Annotated in this window: 13 protein-coding genes; 9 read left to right on the top strand and 4 right to left on the bottom strand. The window is 66.2% G+C overall.

All coding sequences use genetic code 11. From position 1 onward, the window contains the following. The first annotated feature begins 6 nt into the window (after window positions 1–6). The 3 genes from gatA to HELO_RS04905 are packed head-to-tail and all read left to right on the top strand — an operon-like array spanning window position 7 to window position 3,495. Window positions 7–1,467: an Asp-tRNA(Asn)/Glu-tRNA(Gln) amidotransferase subunit GatA gene (gatA, locus tag HELO_RS04915; RefSeq protein WP_013331664.1), complete on the top strand. Its 1,461-nt coding sequence runs from the start codon at window positions 7–9 to the stop codon at window positions 1,465–1,467. Next, window positions 1,467–2,921, top strand: a complete 1,455-nt coding sequence (gene gatB, locus HELO_RS04910; protein ID WP_013331663.1) for an Asp-tRNA(Asn)/Glu-tRNA(Gln) amidotransferase subunit GatB — start codon at window positions 1,467–1,469, stop codon at window positions 2,919–2,921. Before gatA ends, gatB begins: the two co-directional genes overlap by 1 nt. Before the next feature lie 22 nt (window positions 2,922–2,943). Further along, window positions 2,944–3,495 (top strand): cupin domain-containing protein, encoded by a 552-nt coding sequence (locus HELO_RS04905; RefSeq protein WP_041602413.1) that lies wholly within the window; start codon window positions 2,944–2,946, stop codon window positions 3,493–3,495. Between the two features lie 130 nt (window positions 3,496–3,625). Here the strand turns inward: HELO_RS04905 and HELO_RS04900 are convergent, their stop codons facing one another. From HELO_RS04900 to HELO_RS04890, 3 genes are read right to left on the bottom strand one after another with little or no spacing between them, the layout of a single operon-like run. Beyond that, complete coding sequence (locus HELO_RS04900) at window positions 3,626–5,179, bottom strand: aldehyde dehydrogenase (protein ID WP_109637341.1); 1,554 nt, start codon at window positions 5,177–5,179, stop codon at window positions 3,626–3,628. Then, window positions 5,176–6,561 (bottom strand): aspartate aminotransferase family protein, encoded by a 1,386-nt coding sequence (locus HELO_RS04895; RefSeq protein WP_013331660.1) that lies wholly within the window; start codon window positions 6,559–6,561, stop codon window positions 5,176–5,178. Before HELO_RS04895 ends, HELO_RS04900 begins: the two co-directional genes overlap by 4 nt. Before the next feature lie 26 nt (window positions 6,562–6,587). Continuing rightward, the gene (locus HELO_RS04890) at window positions 6,588–7,355 is read right to left on the bottom strand and encodes a gamma-glutamyl-gamma-aminobutyrate hydrolase family protein (protein WP_013331659.1); all 768 of its coding nucleotides are present in this window, start codon (window positions 7,353–7,355) and stop codon (window positions 6,588–6,590) included. 257 nt (window positions 7,356–7,612) lie between these two features. Here HELO_RS04890 and HELO_RS04885 point away from each other — a divergent pair, with 257 nt between their 5' ends. After that, on the top strand, window positions 7,613–8,989 hold the full coding sequence (locus HELO_RS04885; protein ID WP_013331658.1) for a glutamine synthetase family protein: 1,377 nt from the start codon (window positions 7,613–7,615) through the stop codon (window positions 8,987–8,989). 183 nt (window positions 8,990–9,172) lie between these two features. After that, the gene (locus HELO_RS04880; protein WP_013331657.1) at window positions 9,173–10,657 is read left to right on the top strand and encodes a Na+/H+ antiporter NhaC family protein; all 1,485 of its coding nucleotides are present in this window, start codon (window positions 9,173–9,175) and stop codon (window positions 10,655–10,657) included. Between the two features lie 36 nt (window positions 10,658–10,693). On the opposite strand, the gene HELO_RS04875 is transcribed toward HELO_RS04880, so the two are convergent. Continuing rightward, window positions 10,694–11,755, bottom strand: coding sequence for a substrate-binding domain-containing protein (locus HELO_RS04875; protein WP_013331656.1), 1,062 nt, complete (start codon window positions 11,753–11,755; stop codon window positions 10,694–10,696). 127 nt (window positions 11,756–11,882) lie between these two features. On the opposite strand from HELO_RS04875, the gene HELO_RS04870 reads away from it, so the two are divergent. The 4 genes from HELO_RS04870 to fdhD are packed head-to-tail and all read left to right on the top strand — an operon-like array spanning window position 11,883 to window position 17,633. After that, window positions 11,883–12,374 carry a formate dehydrogenase subunit gamma gene (locus HELO_RS04870; protein WP_013331655.1) on the top strand — a complete coding sequence of 164 codons (492 nt, stop codon included), beginning with the start codon at window positions 11,883–11,885 and terminating at the stop codon, window positions 12,372–12,374. Further along, window positions 12,374–13,906 carry a formate dehydrogenase beta subunit gene (locus HELO_RS04865; protein ID WP_013331654.1) on the top strand — a complete coding sequence of 511 codons (1,533 nt, stop codon included), beginning with the start codon at window positions 12,374–12,376 and terminating at the stop codon, window positions 13,904–13,906. The genes HELO_RS04870 and HELO_RS04865 overlap by 1 nt, the downstream gene beginning before the upstream one ends. A gap of 20 nt (window positions 13,907–13,926) precedes the next feature. Then, window positions 13,927–16,809: a formate dehydrogenase subunit alpha gene (fdhF, locus tag HELO_RS04860; protein WP_013331653.1), complete on the top strand. Its 2,883-nt coding sequence runs from the start codon at window positions 13,927–13,929 to the stop codon at window positions 16,807–16,809. Next, window positions 16,806–17,633, top strand: a complete 828-nt coding sequence (fdhD, locus tag HELO_RS04855) for a formate dehydrogenase accessory sulfurtransferase FdhD (RefSeq protein ID WP_013331652.1) — start codon at window positions 16,806–16,808, stop codon at window positions 17,631–17,633. The genes fdhF and fdhD overlap by 4 nt, the downstream gene beginning before the upstream one ends. Window positions 17,634–17,641 lie beyond the last annotated feature (8 nt).

The raw sequence follows: 17,641 nt of genomic DNA, 5'->3' as shown, positions 1-17,641 counted from the left end.
GGGCCCATGCACGATAAGACATTGACCGAACTCGCTGCCGGCTTGCGTGCCGGCGAGTTCTCCAGCCGCGAGCTGACCCAGGATCTGCTCGGGCGCATCGACCGTCTGGACGGTCGTCTCAACAGCTTCATCACCGTGACCGCCGAGCAGGCCCTGGCCGCCGCCGACCGGGCCGATGCCGCCCGTGCCGCGGGCGAGGCCGGCCCGCTGAACGGCCTGCCGCTGGCACTGAAGGACATCTTCTGTACCCGGGGCGTCAAGACCAGCTGCGGCTCACGCATGCTCGACAACTTCGCCGCGCCCTACGATGCCGGCGTCGTGGAAAAGCTTACCGCCGCCGGCACCGTTAGCCTCGGCAAGACCAACATGGACGAGTTCGCCATGGGCTCGTCCAACGAGAACAGCTTCTATGGCCCAGTGAAGAATCCCTGGGATCTCGAGGCCGTGCCCGGCGGTTCGTCGGGCGGCAGCGCCGCCGCCGTGGCTGCCGGTCTGGTACCGGCCGCCATGGGCACCGACACCGGTGGCTCGATCCGCCAGCCCGCCGCCTTCTGCGGCATCACCGGCCTCAAGCCCACCTACGGCCGGGTATCGCGCTACGGCATGATCGCCTATGCCTCCAGCCTCGATCAGGCCGGCCCCCTGGCCCGCAGCGCCGCCGATTGCGCCCAGCTGCTCGGCGCCGTCGCCGGGCATGACGTCCGCGACTCCACCTGCGTGGCGCGCGGAGTGCCGGACTACACCGCCGACCTCGACGCCCCGCTGTCCGGCCTCAAGATCGGCCTGCCCCGCGAGTACTTCGGCGACGGCCTGTCCCCCGAGGTCGAGAGCGCGGTGCGCGAGGCGATCAAGGTCTTCGAGACGCTGGGCGCCACGGTGCGCGACGTCAGCCTGCCGCACACCCACTACGCCATCCCGGCCTACTACGTCATCGCGCCGGCGGAGGCTTCCTCCAACCTTTCGCGCTATGACGGCGTGCGCTTCGGCCACCGCTGCGAGGATCCGGCCGACCTGATCGATCTCTACAAGCGCAGCCGCGCCGAAGGTTTCGGCGAAGAGGTCAAGCGACGCATCCTGATCGGCACCCACACGCTTTCCGAAGGCTTCTTCGACGCCTACTACAAGAAGGCCCAGCAGGTCCGGCGCCTGATTCGCCAGGACTTCCTCGACGCCTTCGATGAAGTCGACGTGCTGATGGGACCGGCCTCGCCGACCCCCGCCTTCGACCTGGGCGCCAACAAGGATCCCGTGTCGATGTACCTGCAGGACATCTACACCATCGCCGTGAACCTGGCCGGCATCCCCGGCATCAGCGTGCCCGCAGGCTTCGCCGGCAATCGGCCCGTCGGCCTGCAGGTGCTCGGCACCCACTTTGCCGAGGCCCGGCTGCTCAACGTCGCTCATCAGTTCCAGCAAGCCACCGACTGGCACCTGCGCCGCCCCGCCTTCGCCGAGGAGTCCGCCTGATGCAATGGGAAACCGTGATCGGCCTGGAGGTTCACGTCCAGCTCGCCACCCGTTCGAAGATCTTCTCCGGCGCCTCCACCGCCTTCGGCGCCGAGCCCAACAGCCAGGCCTGCGCCGTGGACCTGGGCCTGCCCGGCGTACTGCCGGTGCTCAACGAGCAGGCGGTGGCCATGGCCGTGCAGTTCGGCCTGGGCATCCATGCCGAGATCCCTGAGGTCTCGGTCTTCGACCGCAAGAACTACTTCTATCCGGACCTGCCCAAGGGCTACCAGACCAGCCAGATGTATCAACCCATCGTCGGCCCCGGCGAAGTGGAGATCACCCTGGATGACGGCGCCACCAAGCGCATCCGGGTCCACCATGCCCACCTCGAGGAGGATGCCGGCAAGTCGCTCCACGAGGACTTCCACGGCATGACCGGCATCGACCTCAACCGCGCCGGCACGCCGCTGCTGGAGATCGTCTCCGAGCCCGACATGCGCTCGGCCAAGGAAGCCGCCGCCTACCTCAAGGCCATCCATTCGATCGTGACCTATCTGGGCATCTCGGACGGCAACATGGCCGAAGGCTCGATGCGCTGCGACGTCAACGTCTCGGTACGCCCCAAGGGGCAGGAGACCTTCGGCACCCGCGCCGAGATCAAGAACGTCAACTCCTTCCGCTTCGTCGAGCGCGCCATCGAGTTCGAGGTCGAGCGCCAGATCGAACTGATCGAGGACGGCGGCGAAGTGGTCCAGGAGACACGCCTGTACGATCCCGAGGCCGACGAGACCCGCAGCATGCGCACCAAGGAGGAAGCCAACGACTATCGTTACTTCCCCTGCCCCGACCTGCTGCCGGTGGTGCTCGACCAGGCCTACGTCGACCACCTGCGCGACAATCTGCCGGAACTGCCGGCCGACAAGCGCACCCGCTTCGAGAACGAGTTCGGGCTGTCGGCCTACGACGCCGGCGTGCTCTCGGCGAGCCGCGCCATGGCCGAGTACTTCGAACGCGTCAAGGACGTCTGCGGCGATGCCAAGCAAGCCGCCAACTGGGTGCAGGGCGAGCTCTCCGGCGCCTTGAACCGCGAGGGACTGGCCATTACCGACAGCCCGGTCTCCGCCGACCGGCTCGGCGAACTGATCGTCCGGGTATTGGACGACACCATCAACGGCAAGGCCGCCAAGCAGGTCTTCCAGGCACTGTGGCATGGCGAGGGCGACTCCGCCGACGCTGTCATCGAAGCCAAGGGCCTGAAGCAGGTCACCGATACCGGCGCCATCGAAGCGATGATCGACCAGGTGATCGCGGACAGCCCGGCCCAGGTCGCCCAGTATCGCGACGCCGAACCGGACAAGCGCGGCAAGATGATCGGTTATTTCGTGGGACAGGTGATGAAGGCCTCCCGGGGCACCGCCAACCCACAGCAGGTCAACACCATGCTGAAGGAAAAGCTCGATGCCCTCTGTTGAGGCGATGACCGAGGAAGACCCCATGGCAGATGACGTCGGCGCGCGACTGCGCGCCCTGCGCAACCTTCGTGGCATTTCCCAGCGCGAGCTGGCGAAACGCTGCGGCGTGACCCACTCCAGCCTGTCGCTGATCGAGCAGGGCAAGGTCAGCCCTTCGGTGAGCTCGCTGAAGAAGATCCTCGACGCCATTCCGATGAGCGTCGGCGACTTCTTCACCATGGACCTGGAGAGTCGCGATCAGGTGTTCTACTCGGCCGACGAACTGGCCGACGTGGGCGCCGGCGACGTCGTCTACAAGCTGGTGGGCGCCACCCGCGCCAGTCGCGCCCTGGGCTTCATGATCGAGACCTATCCGCCGGGCGCCGATACCGGCCGTGAGATGATCGCCCACCAGGGCGAGGAAGCCGGCGTGGTGCTGGAAGGCGAGATCGAGATCACCATCGGCGCCGAGACCCGCGTGCTCGGTGCCGGCGAGGCCTACTACTTCGACACCAATGTGCCCCACCGCTTCCGCAACATCGGCAAGGCGCCCTGCCGCCTGGTCAGTTGCGCCACGCCGGCGCGCAGCTTCTGAGACCGCGCCCCGGGAATCGCTGATTCCTGTCCGCCTTCGCAACGAAAAAAGCCGGCCGTGGCGAACCACGGCCGGCAACTCGAGGGAAGCCTGATACCTCCCCCATCAGTGCTCTTGAGCTGGTCGCGCCTCAGGGCGCGGGAGTCAGCGACATCCAGACGGCCTTGAGGTCGGAGTATTCCTCCAGCGAGTGGTGCGACTTGTCGCGGCCGTTGCCCGACTGCTTGACGCCGCCGAAGGGCACCGTCTGGTCCATGTCCGCCCAGTTGTTGACAAACACCTGGCCCGAACGCAGCCGCCGCGTCACCCGCATGATGCGGTCGATGTCCTGGCTCCACAGCCCCGCCGCCAGGCCGTAGTCGCTGTCGTTGGCCAGGCGCACGGCCTCTTCCTCGGTGTCGAAGCCGAACACCGCCAGTACCGGGCCGAAGATCTCCTCGCGGCCGATGGCCATGCGATCGGTGACGCCGTCGAACACCGTCGGGGCGATGAACAGCCCCTTGCCATTCTGCGCTTCGCCGTCCAGCGCCTGGCCGCCAGTACGCAGGGTCGCACCTTCTTCGACGCCCCGGTGGATATATTCCAGGATGCGGGCATGCTGCGTTTCATCGACGATAGCGCCCATGAAGCTGGCCGGGTCCAGCGGGTCGCCGGGCTGCATGCCCTCGGCGGCGGCCAGCACCTTGTCGACGAAGGCCTCGCGGATCGAATTCTCGACCAGCAACCGCGAGCCGGCGATGCACACCTCGCCCTGGTTGTGGAAGATCGCCGCGGCGGCATGCTCGGCCACCCGATCCAGGTCCTTGCAGTCGGCGAAGATCAGGTTCGGGCTCTTGCCGCCGCACTCCAGGAAGACCTTCTTGAGGTTCGACTGGCCGGCGTACTGCATCAGCTGCTTGCCGACCCCGGTGGAACCGGTGAAGGCCAGGCAGTCGACCTCCATGGACAGCGCCAGCGCCTTGCCCACGGTATGACCGAAGCCCGGCAGCACCTGGAAGACGCCGCGCGGCAGCCCGGCCTCGCGGGTCAGCTGCGCCAGGCGCAGCGCCGAGAGCGGCGACTTCTCCGAGGGCTTGAGGATGACGCTGTTGCCGGCGGCGAGTGCCGGGCCGATCTTCCAGGCGGTCATCATCATCGGGAAGTTCCAGGGCACGATGGAGGCCACCACGCCCAGCGGCTCGCGCATCACCAGGCCCAGGCTGTCCTCGCCGGTGGGGGCGATTTCGCCGTAGAGCTTGTCGATGGACTCGGCATGATGGCGAATGCAGCCGATGGCGCCGGCCATGTCGCCCATGGCGCTCGATACCGGCTTGCCCATGTCCAGGCTGTCGAGCAGCGCCAGCTCATGGCGATGCGCCTCCATCAGCTCGGCCAGGCGCAGCAGCACGGCCTTGCGTTCGCCCGGCGCGCGCCGCGACCACTCGCCGCCGTCGAAGGCGCGGCGGGCCACGGCCACCGCCGCTTCGGCATCGGTGGCGTCACAACTGGCCACCTCGGCAAGCGGCTCGCCGGTGGCCGGATTGGCGGTGGTGAAGGTCTCGCCGCCAATGGCCGCGACGAAGGCATCATCGACGTAGGCACGGGTCTCGAGCCCCCGCTCGGTTCGCAGGCGCTCGGCCAGCGCCCGCCAGTCGGCATGGGTTTCGGGCGTCTCGGTGGCGAGAATCGCGGATTGAGCGGTCATGCGGTTGGCTCCTCTTGCGTGTGCGGCACTTGCGTCAGTTGGCGAGCCGTCTCGTCCAGGGCCCGTCGGGCCAGTTCCACCAGTTCGTCGATTTCCTCGCGACGAATCACCAGCGGTGGCGAAATGATCATGGTATCGCCCACGGAGCGCATCACCAGGCCATTGGCGAAGCACAGGTCACGGCACAGGTTGCCGGCGCCCAGCGACTTGTCGAAACGCTGCCCGGTGGTCTTGTCGGCGACCAGTTCCAGGGCACCCATCAGGCCCAGGGATCGTGCCTCGCCGACGATAGGATGGTCGACCAGGCTGGCCCAGCGCTCGGCCAGATAGGGACCAAGATCGTCGCGCACCCGATCCACCACGCCCTCGGCCTCGAGTAGCTCGAGGTTTTTGAGCGCCACGGCGGCACAGGTCGGATGCCCCGAGTAGGTGAAACCGTGGAAGAACTCGCCGCCTTCTTCGATCAGCGTCTCGGCGACACGATCCCCGACCAGCACGCCGCCGATCGGTAGATAGCCGGAGGACAGGCCCTTGGCGATCGGCATCAGGTCGGGCTCGAGACCGTAGTGCTGGCTGCCGAACCACTCGCCGAGTCGCCCGAAGCCGCAGATCACCTCGTCGGCGACCAGCAGGATGTCGTATTTCGCCAGCACTTTCTTGACGGCCGGCCAGTAGCTCTCCGGCGGCATGATGGCCCCCCCGGCGCCCTGCACCGGTTCGGCGATGAAAGCGGCCACCTTCTCCTCGCCGAGCTCGAGGATTTTCTCCTCCAGCGCCTCAGCGCACGTCTGGCCGAAGGCCTCCGGCGACATGTCCCGCCCCTCGCCGAACCAGTAGGGCTGGCGGATGTGGGCGATGCCGGGCACGCAGGGGCCGCCCTGGGCATGCATCGGCGCCATGCCGCCCAGGCTCATGCCGGCCAGGGTGGAGCCGTGATAGGCGTTCTCGCGACCGATGATCCATTGCTTGTCGGGTTGGCCCTTCAAGGCCCAGTAACGCCGTACCATGCGCAGCACGGTGTCGTTGGCCTCGGAACCGGAGCCGGTGAAGAACACACGATTGATGTGCGCCGGCGCTAGATCGCACAGCTTCTCGGCCAGGCGCACCGCGGGCGGATGCGTGGTCTTGAAGAAGGTGTTGTAGTACGGCAGTTGCTCGAGCTGCGCCGTTGCCGCCTCGACCAGTTCGCGGCGACCATAGCCGAGATTCACGCACCAAAGCCCGGCCATGCCGTCGAGAATGCGGTTGCCCTCGCTGTCGTGGATGTAGACGCCTTCGGCGTGGGTCACGACGCGACTGCCCTCTTCACCCAACGCCTTGAAATCGGTGAAGGGATGCAGGTGATGGGCGCGGTCCAGGGCCTGATAGTCTTGGGTTTGCATGATGTTGTTCTCCATTCACAAGGGGCTCAGGCCGATACCGCCGCCACCTGCCCATGGTACGCCTCGCAGGCCTTGGCGAAGCCTCGAAAGATGGCGTCGTAGAGCGGGTGCTCCCGGGGCTGCCACTCGGGATGCCACTGTACCGCCAGGGTGAACCCCTCGGCCTCGGTCACCGACACCGCCTCGACCAGCCCGTCGGGGGCCACGGCCTCGGCCGTGAGGCCATCGGCGAGTCTGTCGATCCCCTGCTGGTGCAGCGAATTGACGCGTGAACGAGAGGCCTCGAACAACCGCGACAGGACGCCACCCGGCTGAATGTCCAGGTCATGCACCGGCGCATAGCGTGTCGCCTTGTCGCCTTCGGGTTCACGGTGGTCGAGCTTGCCGGGCTGGTTCTGTACAGCCTGATACAGGCTGCCGCCGAGAGCCACGTTGATCTCCTGGAACCCGCGACAGATGCCCAGCAAGGGCAACCTGCGCTCCAGCGCTACCGAGACCAGGGCCAGGGCGAGCGCGTCGCGGTCGAGATCCGCCCGGGTATTCTCCGGCGCCCGCTCGGCACCATAGCGCTGCGGCTCGACATTGGTATGACTGCCGGTCAACACCAGGCCATCGAGTCGCGAGGTCAGGGCCTCGATCTCGGCCGGCGCAATGTCCTCCCAGACCGGCAACACCACCGGCGTCAGGCCGTAGTCGCGCAGGGCGCTCAGATACTTGTCGGTGACCATGTGTGACGGATGGCCCTCCACCTCACGGCGGCAGGCGATGACACCCACCAGGGGTCGAGTCGGCATGACAGCCTCCTTGATCGAATCGGGATCATGCTTGTTATGTTTTAATCAACATACACCGGTTGGATAATCTTGCCAACTCCACAACAGGCCACGCACCGCGCCCGCTGCCTTATCTACATGATCTCGCTAAAAAACGCCGAAAACAAACGAAAGTCGAGTTGTCAGACGCAAGCGCCTTGGCGTAAAAAATTTGACAACACGAAGAGTTGATTCAAAGATGACAGCATCATCAACAACCAGACTCCAACAGGTGCAGCATGTCACCCAATCCCGTCGATGAGGCCCAGGCCTTCCTTGAGCGCCACCCCGACATCGTCAGCATCGATCTGCTGATCAGCGACCTCAATGGCGTACTGCGCGGCAAGCGCATTCCCCGGGACAACCTCGAGAAGGTCTATCGCGACGGCGTCAACCTGCCCGCCTCGGTATTCGCCCTGGACATTCACGGCAACACCGTGGAGGAAACCGGACTGGGCCTCGACAGCGGCGACGGCGACCGGGTCTGTCATCCGGTACCGGGCACCCTGATGCCTAGCCCCTGGTTGCGCGACGGACAGCAGGCCCAGTTGCTGATGACCATGGCGGAGCCCGACGGCACGCCCTTCTTCGCCGACCCCCGCCAGGTGCTCGACCGCGTGCTGGAGCGCTTCCGGCGCGCCGGGCTGACGCCGGTCGTGGCGGTGGAGCTGGAATTCTACCTCGTCGACCGCCAGCGTGACGATCTGGGCATGATCCAGCCGCCGCTCTCGCCGAGCAGCGGGGAACGCGCCACCCAGAGCCAGCTCTACTCGATCAACGAGCTCGACGAATACGCGGACTTCCTCGAGGAGATCCATAGCGCCGCCGCCACCCAGGAGCTGCCGCTGGACACCGCCCTGAAGGAGTGCGCGCCGGGGCAGTTCGAGATCAACCTGATCCACAGCGACGATGCTCTCGCGGCCTGTGACAGTGCCGTGCTGCTCAAGCGCCTGATCAAGGGCGTGGCCCTCAAGCATGGCTTCGAGGCCACCTTCATGGCCAAGCCCTACGGTAGCGAAGCCGGCAGCGGCACTCATGTGCACATCAGCCTGCTCGACGAGGACGGTCGCAACGTCTTTTCCGACGAGGACGGGGATCACCTGGGCACTCCCGAACTCCAGCGCGCGGTGGCCGGCCTGCTCGAGACCATGCCGGCCTCGATGGGACTGCTCGCCCCCAACCTCAACTCCTTCAAGCGTTTCCAGCCCGGCCTCTACGTACCCATGGCGCCGACCTGGGGCTACGACAACCGCTCAGTGGCAGTACGCATCCCCTCCGGCGACAACCGGGCACGGCGCATCGAGCACCGCGTCGCCGGCGCCGATGTGAATCCGTACCTGTTGATGGCGACCCTGCTCGCCGCCATCGACCACGGCCTGCACCGGCACCTGACACCACCGCCGGCGATCACCGGCAATGCCTATGACCAGGTCACTCCCAGCCTGACCAACAGCTGGCGTCAGGCCCTGGACCTATTGGAACGCGACGAGATTCTCGCCGAGGCGCTGGGTCCCGACTTCCTGCGCGTCTTCGTCGCCAACCGTCGCGTCGAACGAGACCAGACCATGCAGTCCATCAGCAAGCTGGAATACGACTGGTACCTGCGCCACGTCTGATCCGCCAACCGACGTACCCGATTCGCTTCCCCCGGCTGCCCCGCGCGGCCGGGCAAGGGCCCCGTGTGCCCGGACATCCCGCTTCATTCATCCAACAAAAGGGACAGGCAAGATGACAACGACAACCTGTATCGCCCCGATAATCGACAAGCGGCCCGCTTTCCGTGCCGAAGGAGATCGAGCATGAGCCAGACACCTCATCCCTTCGCTCCCAGTCTGCCGATGCAGCGCGGCACGGGGCGCACCCTCCTGCTGGTCGTCGGCATCCTGGCCACCGTTGTAACCCTGACACTGACGCATAGCGGCGCCAGCGACTACGGCTGGGTCAGCATGGTGCCCTCGCTGATCGTGCTGGTGGTGGCCATCGCCACCCATCGTACCCTCGAGGCCCTGGCCATCGGTGCCATCTGTGGCCTGATCCTGCTGCAACCCGATGATTTCATCGGTGAGCTGGCCGATATCTCGCTGTCGGTGATGATGAACGAGACCATCGCCTGGCTGATTCTGGTCTGCGGCCTGATGGGCGGTTTCATCGCCATGCTGGAGATATCCGGTTGCACCCTGAGCTTCAGCCATTGCCTGACGCGACTGGTCAAGACCCGGCGGCAATCGATGCTCAGCACCGCGGCGCTGGGCGTGTTGATCTTCATCGACGACTACCTCAACGCCCTGGCAACCTCGGCGGCCATGAAGCGCCTGACCGACCGCTTCGGCGTCTCTCGCGAGAAACTGGCCTACATCGTCGACTCCACCGCCGCGCCGATCTGCATCCTGGTGCCCCTGTCGACCTGGGCGGTGTACTTCGCCGAACTGCTGGAAACCAATTCGGCCACCGACGGCCCCGGCATGTGGCTGTACATCCAGTCGATTCCCTTCATGCTCTACGGCTGGGTGGCCATGGGACTGGTGGTGCTGGTGGCGCTCGGCCTGCTGCCCGACCTGGGACCGATGAAAGCCGCCGAGGCACGCGCCAAAAACGGACAGCCGATCCCCGACGGCGCCCCGGACAAGTCGCTCTCCGACGACGCGGCCCCGCGCGGGCGCCCCTGGGTCGGCGTGTTCAACTTCCTGGCACCCATGGCGGTGCTGATCGGTGCCAGCGCCTATTTCGAGATCGACCTGCTCAAGGGCGTGATCGTCGCCACCCTGTTCACCCTGGCGCTCTATCTCGTCCAGCGGCTGGCGACCTTCAATACGCTGATGGACGCCATCATGGACGGCTTCCGCACCATGATGCTGCCGCTGGCTATCGTCGCCGTGGGCTTCGTGCTGCGCGAGGTCAACGACCAGTTGGGCATGACCCAGTTCATGATCGACGCCCTCTCGCCCTACCTGACCAAGGCCCTGCTGCCGGCGCTGGTATTCCTGACCATGGCGGTCGTGGTCTTCGCCACCGGCTCGTCCTGGGGCGTGTTCGTGATCTCGATTCCCATCGTGGTCCCCATGGCCCAGCACATGGATGCCTCGATGCCTCTGGTAGTCGGCGCCCTGCTCTCGGCCTCGAGCTTCGGCAGCCATGCCTGCTTCTTCTCCGATTCCTCGGTGCTCTCCGCCCAGGGAAGCGGCTGCCTGCCCATGCAGCATGGCTTGACGCAGTTGCCCTACGCCCTGCTCGGCGCCCTGGTGACCGCTGCCGGCTTCCTGGCACTCGGCTTCGCCCTGAGCTGATCCCCTCCGACCACGCCCGGCCGGGCGTGGTCGACCTCATCCCGCGATCAACGCCTCGATCCCCTCGACCTCGCCACACCGATTCAGCGAATAACCCGGCAACGCCAGGACGGCCTCCTGAAACGCCTGCCCGGCCAGCACCTCCCGGAAACTTTCCAGCCTCGGCTCGGCCAGGCTGCGATGGTGGCACAGCAACAGATAGTCCTCGCTTGCCAGCGGTATGAAATCGAGCCCGAAACGCCGCGCCGCCGTCTCCACCCCGAAGCCCACGTCGGCCATGCCGGCGGCGATGTAAGCGGCCACCGCCGAATGGGTGTACTCCTCGAGTTCATAGCCGCGAATACGCCGCGCCGGCAGCCCTTCCGCCCGCAGCAGCCCATCGAGCAAGGCCCGTGTGCCGGAGGCGGACTGACGATTGATGAAACGTGCCTCGCCATGCACCAGGTCCGCCAGCCCGCGGATGCCACAGGGATTCTCCGGGGTGATCATCAGGCCCTGACGACGGGTGATGAAGCGCAGCACGCGATGACTGCGCGGTTTCAGCAAGGCACGATAGTCCCGCGCCAGGCGTTCGCCGACCGGCCCCTGGGGCAGATGGAAGCCGGCCAGGTCACAGGCGCCGCGATTCAGGGCGACCAGCGCCTCCCGGGGGCTGCAATACTGCAGATCGAGGCGCAGCTCATCGAGAAATTCCGGCAGCAGCTCCACCGCATAGCCGTGGCTGGCATGCAGCCGCAGCACGGGCTTCACGCCTTCCAGGGTCTGCTGGATGGCCAGATTGAGTTCCGAGCCGAGGCTCTCCAACTGCGGGCCCAGGCGCGCGATCACCCGCTGCTCGGCCCACAGCAGCTTCTCGCCGAGTGGCGACAGATGGGCACCCCGCCCGCGTTGCAGCTCGACCAGGCTGATGCCGAAGAACTCCTGCCATTTGCCGAGCAGGTTCCAGGCGTGCCGGTAGGACACCCCCGCCATCTTCGCCGCCTCGGTCAGCTTGCCGTGGCGATGCACGCCCTCGAGCAACACGAACAGCTGCGGATCGAGTTGATTGCCTGCCTCGTCGCTGAAATACCAGGCCGGTGTGATGCGTATACGTTTCATATGAAGCAAGTTTCATATTTTGCAATTGACAGACCAATGCTAGCTTTAAAACAACCGTGACGCACACCGATCTCTTATAATATGAACTGGTGTGCCTATATGGACGACAACAACCAGGTGATGTCCGATGAGCGCTCCCGCCGAGTGGACGCCGAGGCTGATTCAGGACGAGGTCGACGCCCTGAAGAACAAGCCCGGCGCCCTGCTGCCGATTCTCCATGCGATTCAGGACCGTGTCGGCTTCGTTCCCGACGCCGCCGTGCCGATCATCGCCGAATCCCTGAACCTGACCCGCGCCGAGGTCCATGGCGTAATCAGTTTCTACCACCATTTCCGCACCTCCCGTCCGGGGAGTCATGTGGTCCGCATCTGCCGCGCCGAGGCTTGCCAGGCGATGGGCGCGCGCGCCCTCGAGGCCCACGCCAAGTCCAGCCTCGAAGTCGACTACCATCAGACCACCCGTGACCAGGAGATCACCCTGGAAGCCGTCTATTGCCTGGGTAACTGCGCCTGCGGCCCCTCGATATGCGTGGACGACCGGGTGCACGGTCGCGTCACCACGGAAACCTTCGATCGCCTGGTCGATGACCTGCGCACCACGCCCCTGGAGGTGAAATAATGGTCCGTGTCTTCGTTCCCCGCGACACCACGGCGCTGGCGATGGGCGCCGACGAGGTGGCCGACCGGCTGGTGGCCGAAGCCGACGCCCGTGGCATCGAGATCGCCCTGACCCGCAACGGCTCGCGGGGGCTCGCCTGGCTGGAACCTCTGGTCGAGATCGAGACCGATGCCGGCCGAATGGCCTATGGCCCGGTCAGCGTGGACGATGTCGCAGGGCTGCTCGATGCCGGCCTGCTGGAGGGAAGCACCGAACACCCGCTGGCGCATGGCCCCACCGAGGCGATTCCCTATCTGGCCCGCCAGCAGCGGCTGACCTTCTCCCGGATCGGCGTCACCGATCCGCTCTCGATCGCCGACTATCTGGCGCTGGATGGATTTCGTGGCCTCGAAACCGCACTGACCCTCGAGCCGCAGGCCATCGTCGACGAGGTCAAGACATCCGGATTGCGCGGCCGGGGCGGCGCCGCCTTTCCCACCGGCATCAAGTGGCAGACCGTGCACGATGCCCCGAGCGATCAGAAATACATCGTCTGCAACGCCGACGAGGGCGACTCGGGAACCTTCGCCGACCGCCTGGCGATGGAGTGCGACCCCTACATGCTGATCGAGGGCATGGCCATCGCCGGTCTTGCCGTCGGCGCCACCCAGGGCTACATCTATCTGCGCTCCGAATATCCCCTGGCCCACCGCATACTCGATGAAGCCATCGCACGCGCCGAACAGGCCGGCTACCTGGGTGCCGACATTCGCGGCAGCGGTCGACGCTTCGATCTCGAAGTGCGTCTCGGCGCCGGCGCCTACATCTGCGGCGAAGAGACCTCGTTGCTGGAGAGCCTCGAGGGCAAGCGAGGCATGGTGCGCTACAAGCCGCCCCTGCCGGCCATCGAGGGCTTGTTCGGACGCCCCACCGTGGTCAACAACGTGCTCTCGCTGGCCGCCGTGCCCTACATCCTCGACCGGGGCGGCGAAGCCTACGCCAACTACGGCATGGGTCGCTCGCGCGGCACCCTGGCGCTGCAGCTGGCCGGTAACGTCAAGCGCGGCGGCCTGGTCGAACTGGCCTTCGGCACCACCCTGCGCGAGTTGATGGAAGACTTCGGCGGCGGCACCTTCACCGAGCGCCCGCTGCGCGCGGTGCAGGTCGGCGGGCCGCTGTGCGCCTATCTGCCCGAGAGCCAATGGGACCTGCCGCTGGACTACGAGACCTTCGCCAGTGTCGGCGCGGGAGTCGGCCACGGTGGCGTGGTGATGTTCGACGACAGCGTCGACATGGCCGAGCAGGCCCGCTTCTCGATGGAATTCTGCGCCGTGGAATCCTGCGGCAAGTGCACCCCCTGCCGCATCGGCTCGACACGCGGGGTGGAGGTCATCGACCGCATCCTTGCCAACCAGGATCGCGACGCCAATCTCGAGCTTCTCGACGAACTCTGCGAAACCATGGAAGACGGCTCTCTGTGCGCCATGGGCGGCATGACCCCCTTCCCGGTAAAGAGCGTGATGACCCACTTCCCCGATGACCTGCAGCGTTGAGCGCTGAGGGAGAGAACGCCATGATCGGCTATTACGACCCCAACAAGCACGCTTCGAAAGATCTGGGCACCCCCGCCCGGCTCTCCGAGAAACACATCGCGCTGACCATCGACGGCCAGGAAATCACCGTGCCCGAAGGCACCTCGGTGCTGCGGGCGGCAGCGCTCGCCGACATCAACATTCCCAAGCTGTGCGCCAGCGACAATCTCGAGGCCTTCGGCTCCTGCCGTATGTGCGCGGTGCAGGTCGAAGGCAAGCGCGGTTACCCGGCCGCCTGCACCACGCCGGTGGAAGCCGGCATGCAGGTCACCACCCAGAACACCAAGCTGGCCAGGCTGCGCCGCAACATCATGGAGCTCTACATCTCCGACCACCCGCTGGACTGCCTGACCTGTCCGGCCAACGGCGATTGCGAGCTTCAGGACGTGGCCGGCGCCGTGGGGCTGCGCGAGGTCCGCTACGGCTTCGAGGGCGAGAATCACCTCTCCGCCGAGAAGGACAACACCAACCCCTACTTCAGCTTCGACCCCAGCAAGTGCATCGTCTGCTCGCGCTGCGTGCGCGCCTGCGAGGAAGTCCAGGGTACCTTCGCGCTGACCATCGACGGCCGGGGCTTCGACTCCAAGGTCTCGCCGGGGCAGATGGAAGACTTCATGGACTCCGAGTGCGTCTCCTGCGGCGCCTGCGTCCAGGCCTGCCCGACGGCAACGCTGATGGAGAAGAGCGTGATCGACCAGGGCGTGCCGGAGCACAGCGTGATCACCACCTGCGCCTACTGCGGCGTGGGCTGCTCGTTCAAGGCCGAGATGAAGGGCGATCAACTGGTGCGCATGGTGCCCTACAAGGGCGGCGACGCCAATCACGGCCATTCCTGCGTCAAGGGACGGTTCGCCTTCGGCTACGCCACCCACGGGGACCGCCTGACCACTCCGATGATCCGCGACTCCATCGACCAGCCCTGGCGCGAGGTCGGCTGGGAGGAAGCCATCAACTTCGCCGCCGAACGCCTCAAGGCCACCCAGGCGAAGTACGGCCGCGAAAGCATCGGCGGCATCACCTCGTCGCGCTGCACCAACGAGGAAACCTACCTGGTGCAGAAGCTGATCCGTGCCGCCTTCGGCAACAACAACACCGATACCTGCGCCCGGGTCTGCCACTCGCCGACCGGCTATGGCCTCAAGACCACCCTCGGTGAATCCGCCGGCACCCAGACCTTCGACTCGGTGATGAAATCCGATGCCATCATCGTCATCGGTGCCAACCCGACCGATGCCCATCCGGTGTTCGCCTCGCAGATGCGTCGCCGGATGCGCGAAGGCGCCAGCCTGATCGTCGCCGACCCGCGCCACATCGACCTGCTCGACACCCCGCACCGCGGCGATGCCCAGCACCTGCCGCTGCGTCCGGGCACCAACGTGGCACTGGTCAATGCCCTGGCACACGTGGTGGTCAGCGAAGGACTCGAGGATCACGACTTCATCGCCAAGCGCTGCGACACCGAGGCCTACCAGGCCTGGCGCGACTTCATCAGCGAGGAGCGTCACGCCCCGGAGGCCGTCGAATCGATCACCGGCGTATCCGCCGAGGCCGTGCGCCATGCCGCTCGCACCTATGCGAAGGCCCCCAACGGCGCCATCTACTATGGCCTGGGCGTCACCGAGCACAGCCAGGGCTCGACCATGGTCATGGGCATCGCCAACCTGGCCATGGCCACCGGCAACATCGGGCGCGAAGGCGTCGGGGTCAACCCACTGCGCGGCCAGAACAATGTCCAGGGCTCCTGCGACATGGGCTCCTTCCCCCATGAGCTGCCCGGCTATCAGCACGTCGCCGATGCCACGGCCCGCAGCCGTTTCGAGGAACTCTGGGGCGTGCCCATCGACGACGAGCCGGGCCTGCGCATTCCCAACATGTTCGATGCGGCCATCGAGGGCAGCTTCAAGGCACTCTACGTCCAGGGCGAGGACATCGCCCAGTCGGACCCCAACACCCAGCACGTCGAGGCGGCGCTGACCTCGCTGGACTGCCTGATCGTGCAGGACATCTTCCTCAACGAGACCGCCAAGTACGCCCACGTGCTGCTGCCCGGCTCCAGCTTCCTGGAGAAGAACGGCACCTTCACCAATGCCGAGCGGCGCATCAACCGGGTCCGCAAGGTCATGCCGCCGCGCGCCGGCAAGGAAGACTGGGAAGTCACCGTCGAGCTGTCCCGCGCCCTGGGTTATCCGATGGACTATCGCCATCCTTCCGAGATCATGGACGAGATCGCCCAGCTGACACCGACCTTCACCGGCGTCAGCTACGACAAGCTCGAGCGTCTCGGCAGCCTGCAGTGGCCCTGCAATGCCGAGCATCCCGAGGGCACCCCGACCATGCACGAGATCGACTTCCCGATCGGTCCGGGGCGCTTCGCGATCACCGAGTACGTGGCCACCGAGGAACGCGCCAACCGACGCTTCCCGCTGCTGCTGACCACCGGGCGCATCCTCTCCCAGTACAATGTCGGCGCCCAGACCCGGCGCACCGACAACCAGGTCTGGCATGACGAGGACATCCTGGAGATCCACCCCTCCGATGCCGAAGTGCGCGGCATCAATGACGGAGACTGGCTGGGCATCACCAGTCGCTCCGGCCAGACGGTGCTGCGAGCCCGGCTCAGCGAGCGCATGCAGCCGGGCGTGGTCTACACGACATTCCACCACCCGGGCAGTGGCGCCAATGTGATCACCACCAACAGCTCCGACTGGGCCACCAACTGCCCCGAGTACAAGGTCACGGCAGTCCAGGTGGAAAAGGTCAGCCGCCCCTCGGCCTGGCAGCAGCGCTTCGACGATTTCGATCGCGAACAGCGCCACTTCCTGAAAGCGGCCAAAGATCCCGCCGCACAGGGAGTGCCACAGTGACCGACGTTGCTGGACGCACGGAACGGCTCCCGGTGGAAGAGCACCGGGAGCCGGGCTGGGGTGCCGTCAGGCGCGATGATGACCTGACTCTCGAGGTGCCGGTGGCCCTGGTCTACAACGGCATCTCCCATGCCGTGATGATGGCCAGTCCCGGCAATCTCGAGGACTTCGCGCTCGGTTTCAGCCTGACCGAAGGCATCCTCGAGCATCCGCACGAGCTCTACGACATCGAGGTGCGCCACGAGGAAAACGGCATTGCCCTGCATCTGGATATCGCCAGCCAGCGCATGGCGGAACTGCGTCAGCACCGTCGCAGCCTGTCGGGCAAGACCGGGTGTGGCCTGTGCGGCACCGAGTCGCTGGAACAGGCCATCCGACCGATTCCCTCGGTCACCGCTCCCGACCTGGGCGACACCGCCATCCAGCAAGCCTTGTCACGGCTGCGCGAATACCAGCCGGTGCAGGCCGCCACCGGCGCCAGCCATGGCGCCGCCTGGTGCAACCTGGCCGGCGACATCCTCATCGCCCGAGAGGATGTCGGACGCCACAACGCCCTGGACAAGCTGATCGGCGCCCTGGCCCTCGAGGCCACCGACCGCGAAGCCGGCTTCGCGCTGGTCTCCAGCCGTGCCAGCTACGAGATGGTGCACAAGTGTGCCAGTGCCGGCATCGGCGCCCTGGTGGCCGTCTCGGCGGCCACCAGCCTGGCGGTGACGCAGGCCAGGGCCGCGGATCTTTTGCTGGTCGGCTTCGCCCGTCCGGGACGTCATCTCGTCTACCATCGCCCCACCGCCGAGCCATCACCAGCCTCGGCGGCCGGTTGAGGACATCG

The organism is Halomonas elongata DSM 2581 (assembly GCF_000196875.2).
Taxonomy (GTDB): Bacteria; Pseudomonadota; Gammaproteobacteria; order Pseudomonadales; family Halomonadaceae; genus Halomonas; species Halomonas elongata.
Note: the sequence above shows the minus strand (reverse complement) of the source record. Positions and strands in the feature narration are given on the sequence as shown.

Bases quoted from the DNA above. Each gene is read 5' to 3' on its own strand.
- gatA (WP_013331664.1), top strand. From the start codon at position 7: ATGCACGATAAGACATTGACCGAACTCGCTGCCGGCTTGCGTGCCGGC.
- gatB (WP_013331663.1), top strand. From the start codon at position 1,467: ATGCAATGGGAAACCGTGATCGGCCTGGAGGTTCACGTCCAGCTCGCC.
- HELO_RS04905 (WP_041602413.1), top strand. From the start codon at position 2,944: ATGGCAGATGACGTCGGCGCGCGACTGCGCGCCCTGCGCAACCTTCGT.
- HELO_RS04900 (WP_109637341.1), bottom strand. From the start codon at position 5,179: ATGACCGCTCAATCCGCGATTCTCGCCACCGAGACGCCCGAAACCCAT.
- HELO_RS04895 (WP_013331660.1), bottom strand. From the start codon at position 6,561: ATGCAAACCCAAGACTATCAGGCCCTGGACCGCGCCCATCACCTGCAT.
- HELO_RS04890 (WP_013331659.1), bottom strand. From the start codon at position 7,355: ATGCCGACTCGACCCCTGGTGGGTGTCATCGCCTGCCGCCGTGAGGTG.
- HELO_RS04885 (WP_013331658.1), top strand. From the start codon at position 7,613: ATGTCACCCAATCCCGTCGATGAGGCCCAGGCCTTCCTTGAGCGCCAC.
- HELO_RS04880 (WP_013331657.1), top strand. From the start codon at position 9,173: ATGAGCCAGACACCTCATCCCTTCGCTCCCAGTCTGCCGATGCAGCGC.
- HELO_RS04875 (WP_013331656.1), bottom strand. From the start codon at position 11,755: ATGAAACGTATACGCATCACACCGGCCTGGTATTTCAGCGACGAGGCA.
- HELO_RS04870 (WP_013331655.1), top strand. From the start codon at position 11,883: ATGAGCGCTCCCGCCGAGTGGACGCCGAGGCTGATTCAGGACGAGGTC.
- HELO_RS04865 (WP_013331654.1), top strand. From the start codon at position 12,374: ATGGTCCGTGTCTTCGTTCCCCGCGACACCACGGCGCTGGCGATGGGC.
- fdhF (WP_013331653.1), top strand. From the start codon at position 13,927: ATGATCGGCTATTACGACCCCAACAAGCACGCTTCGAAAGATCTGGGC.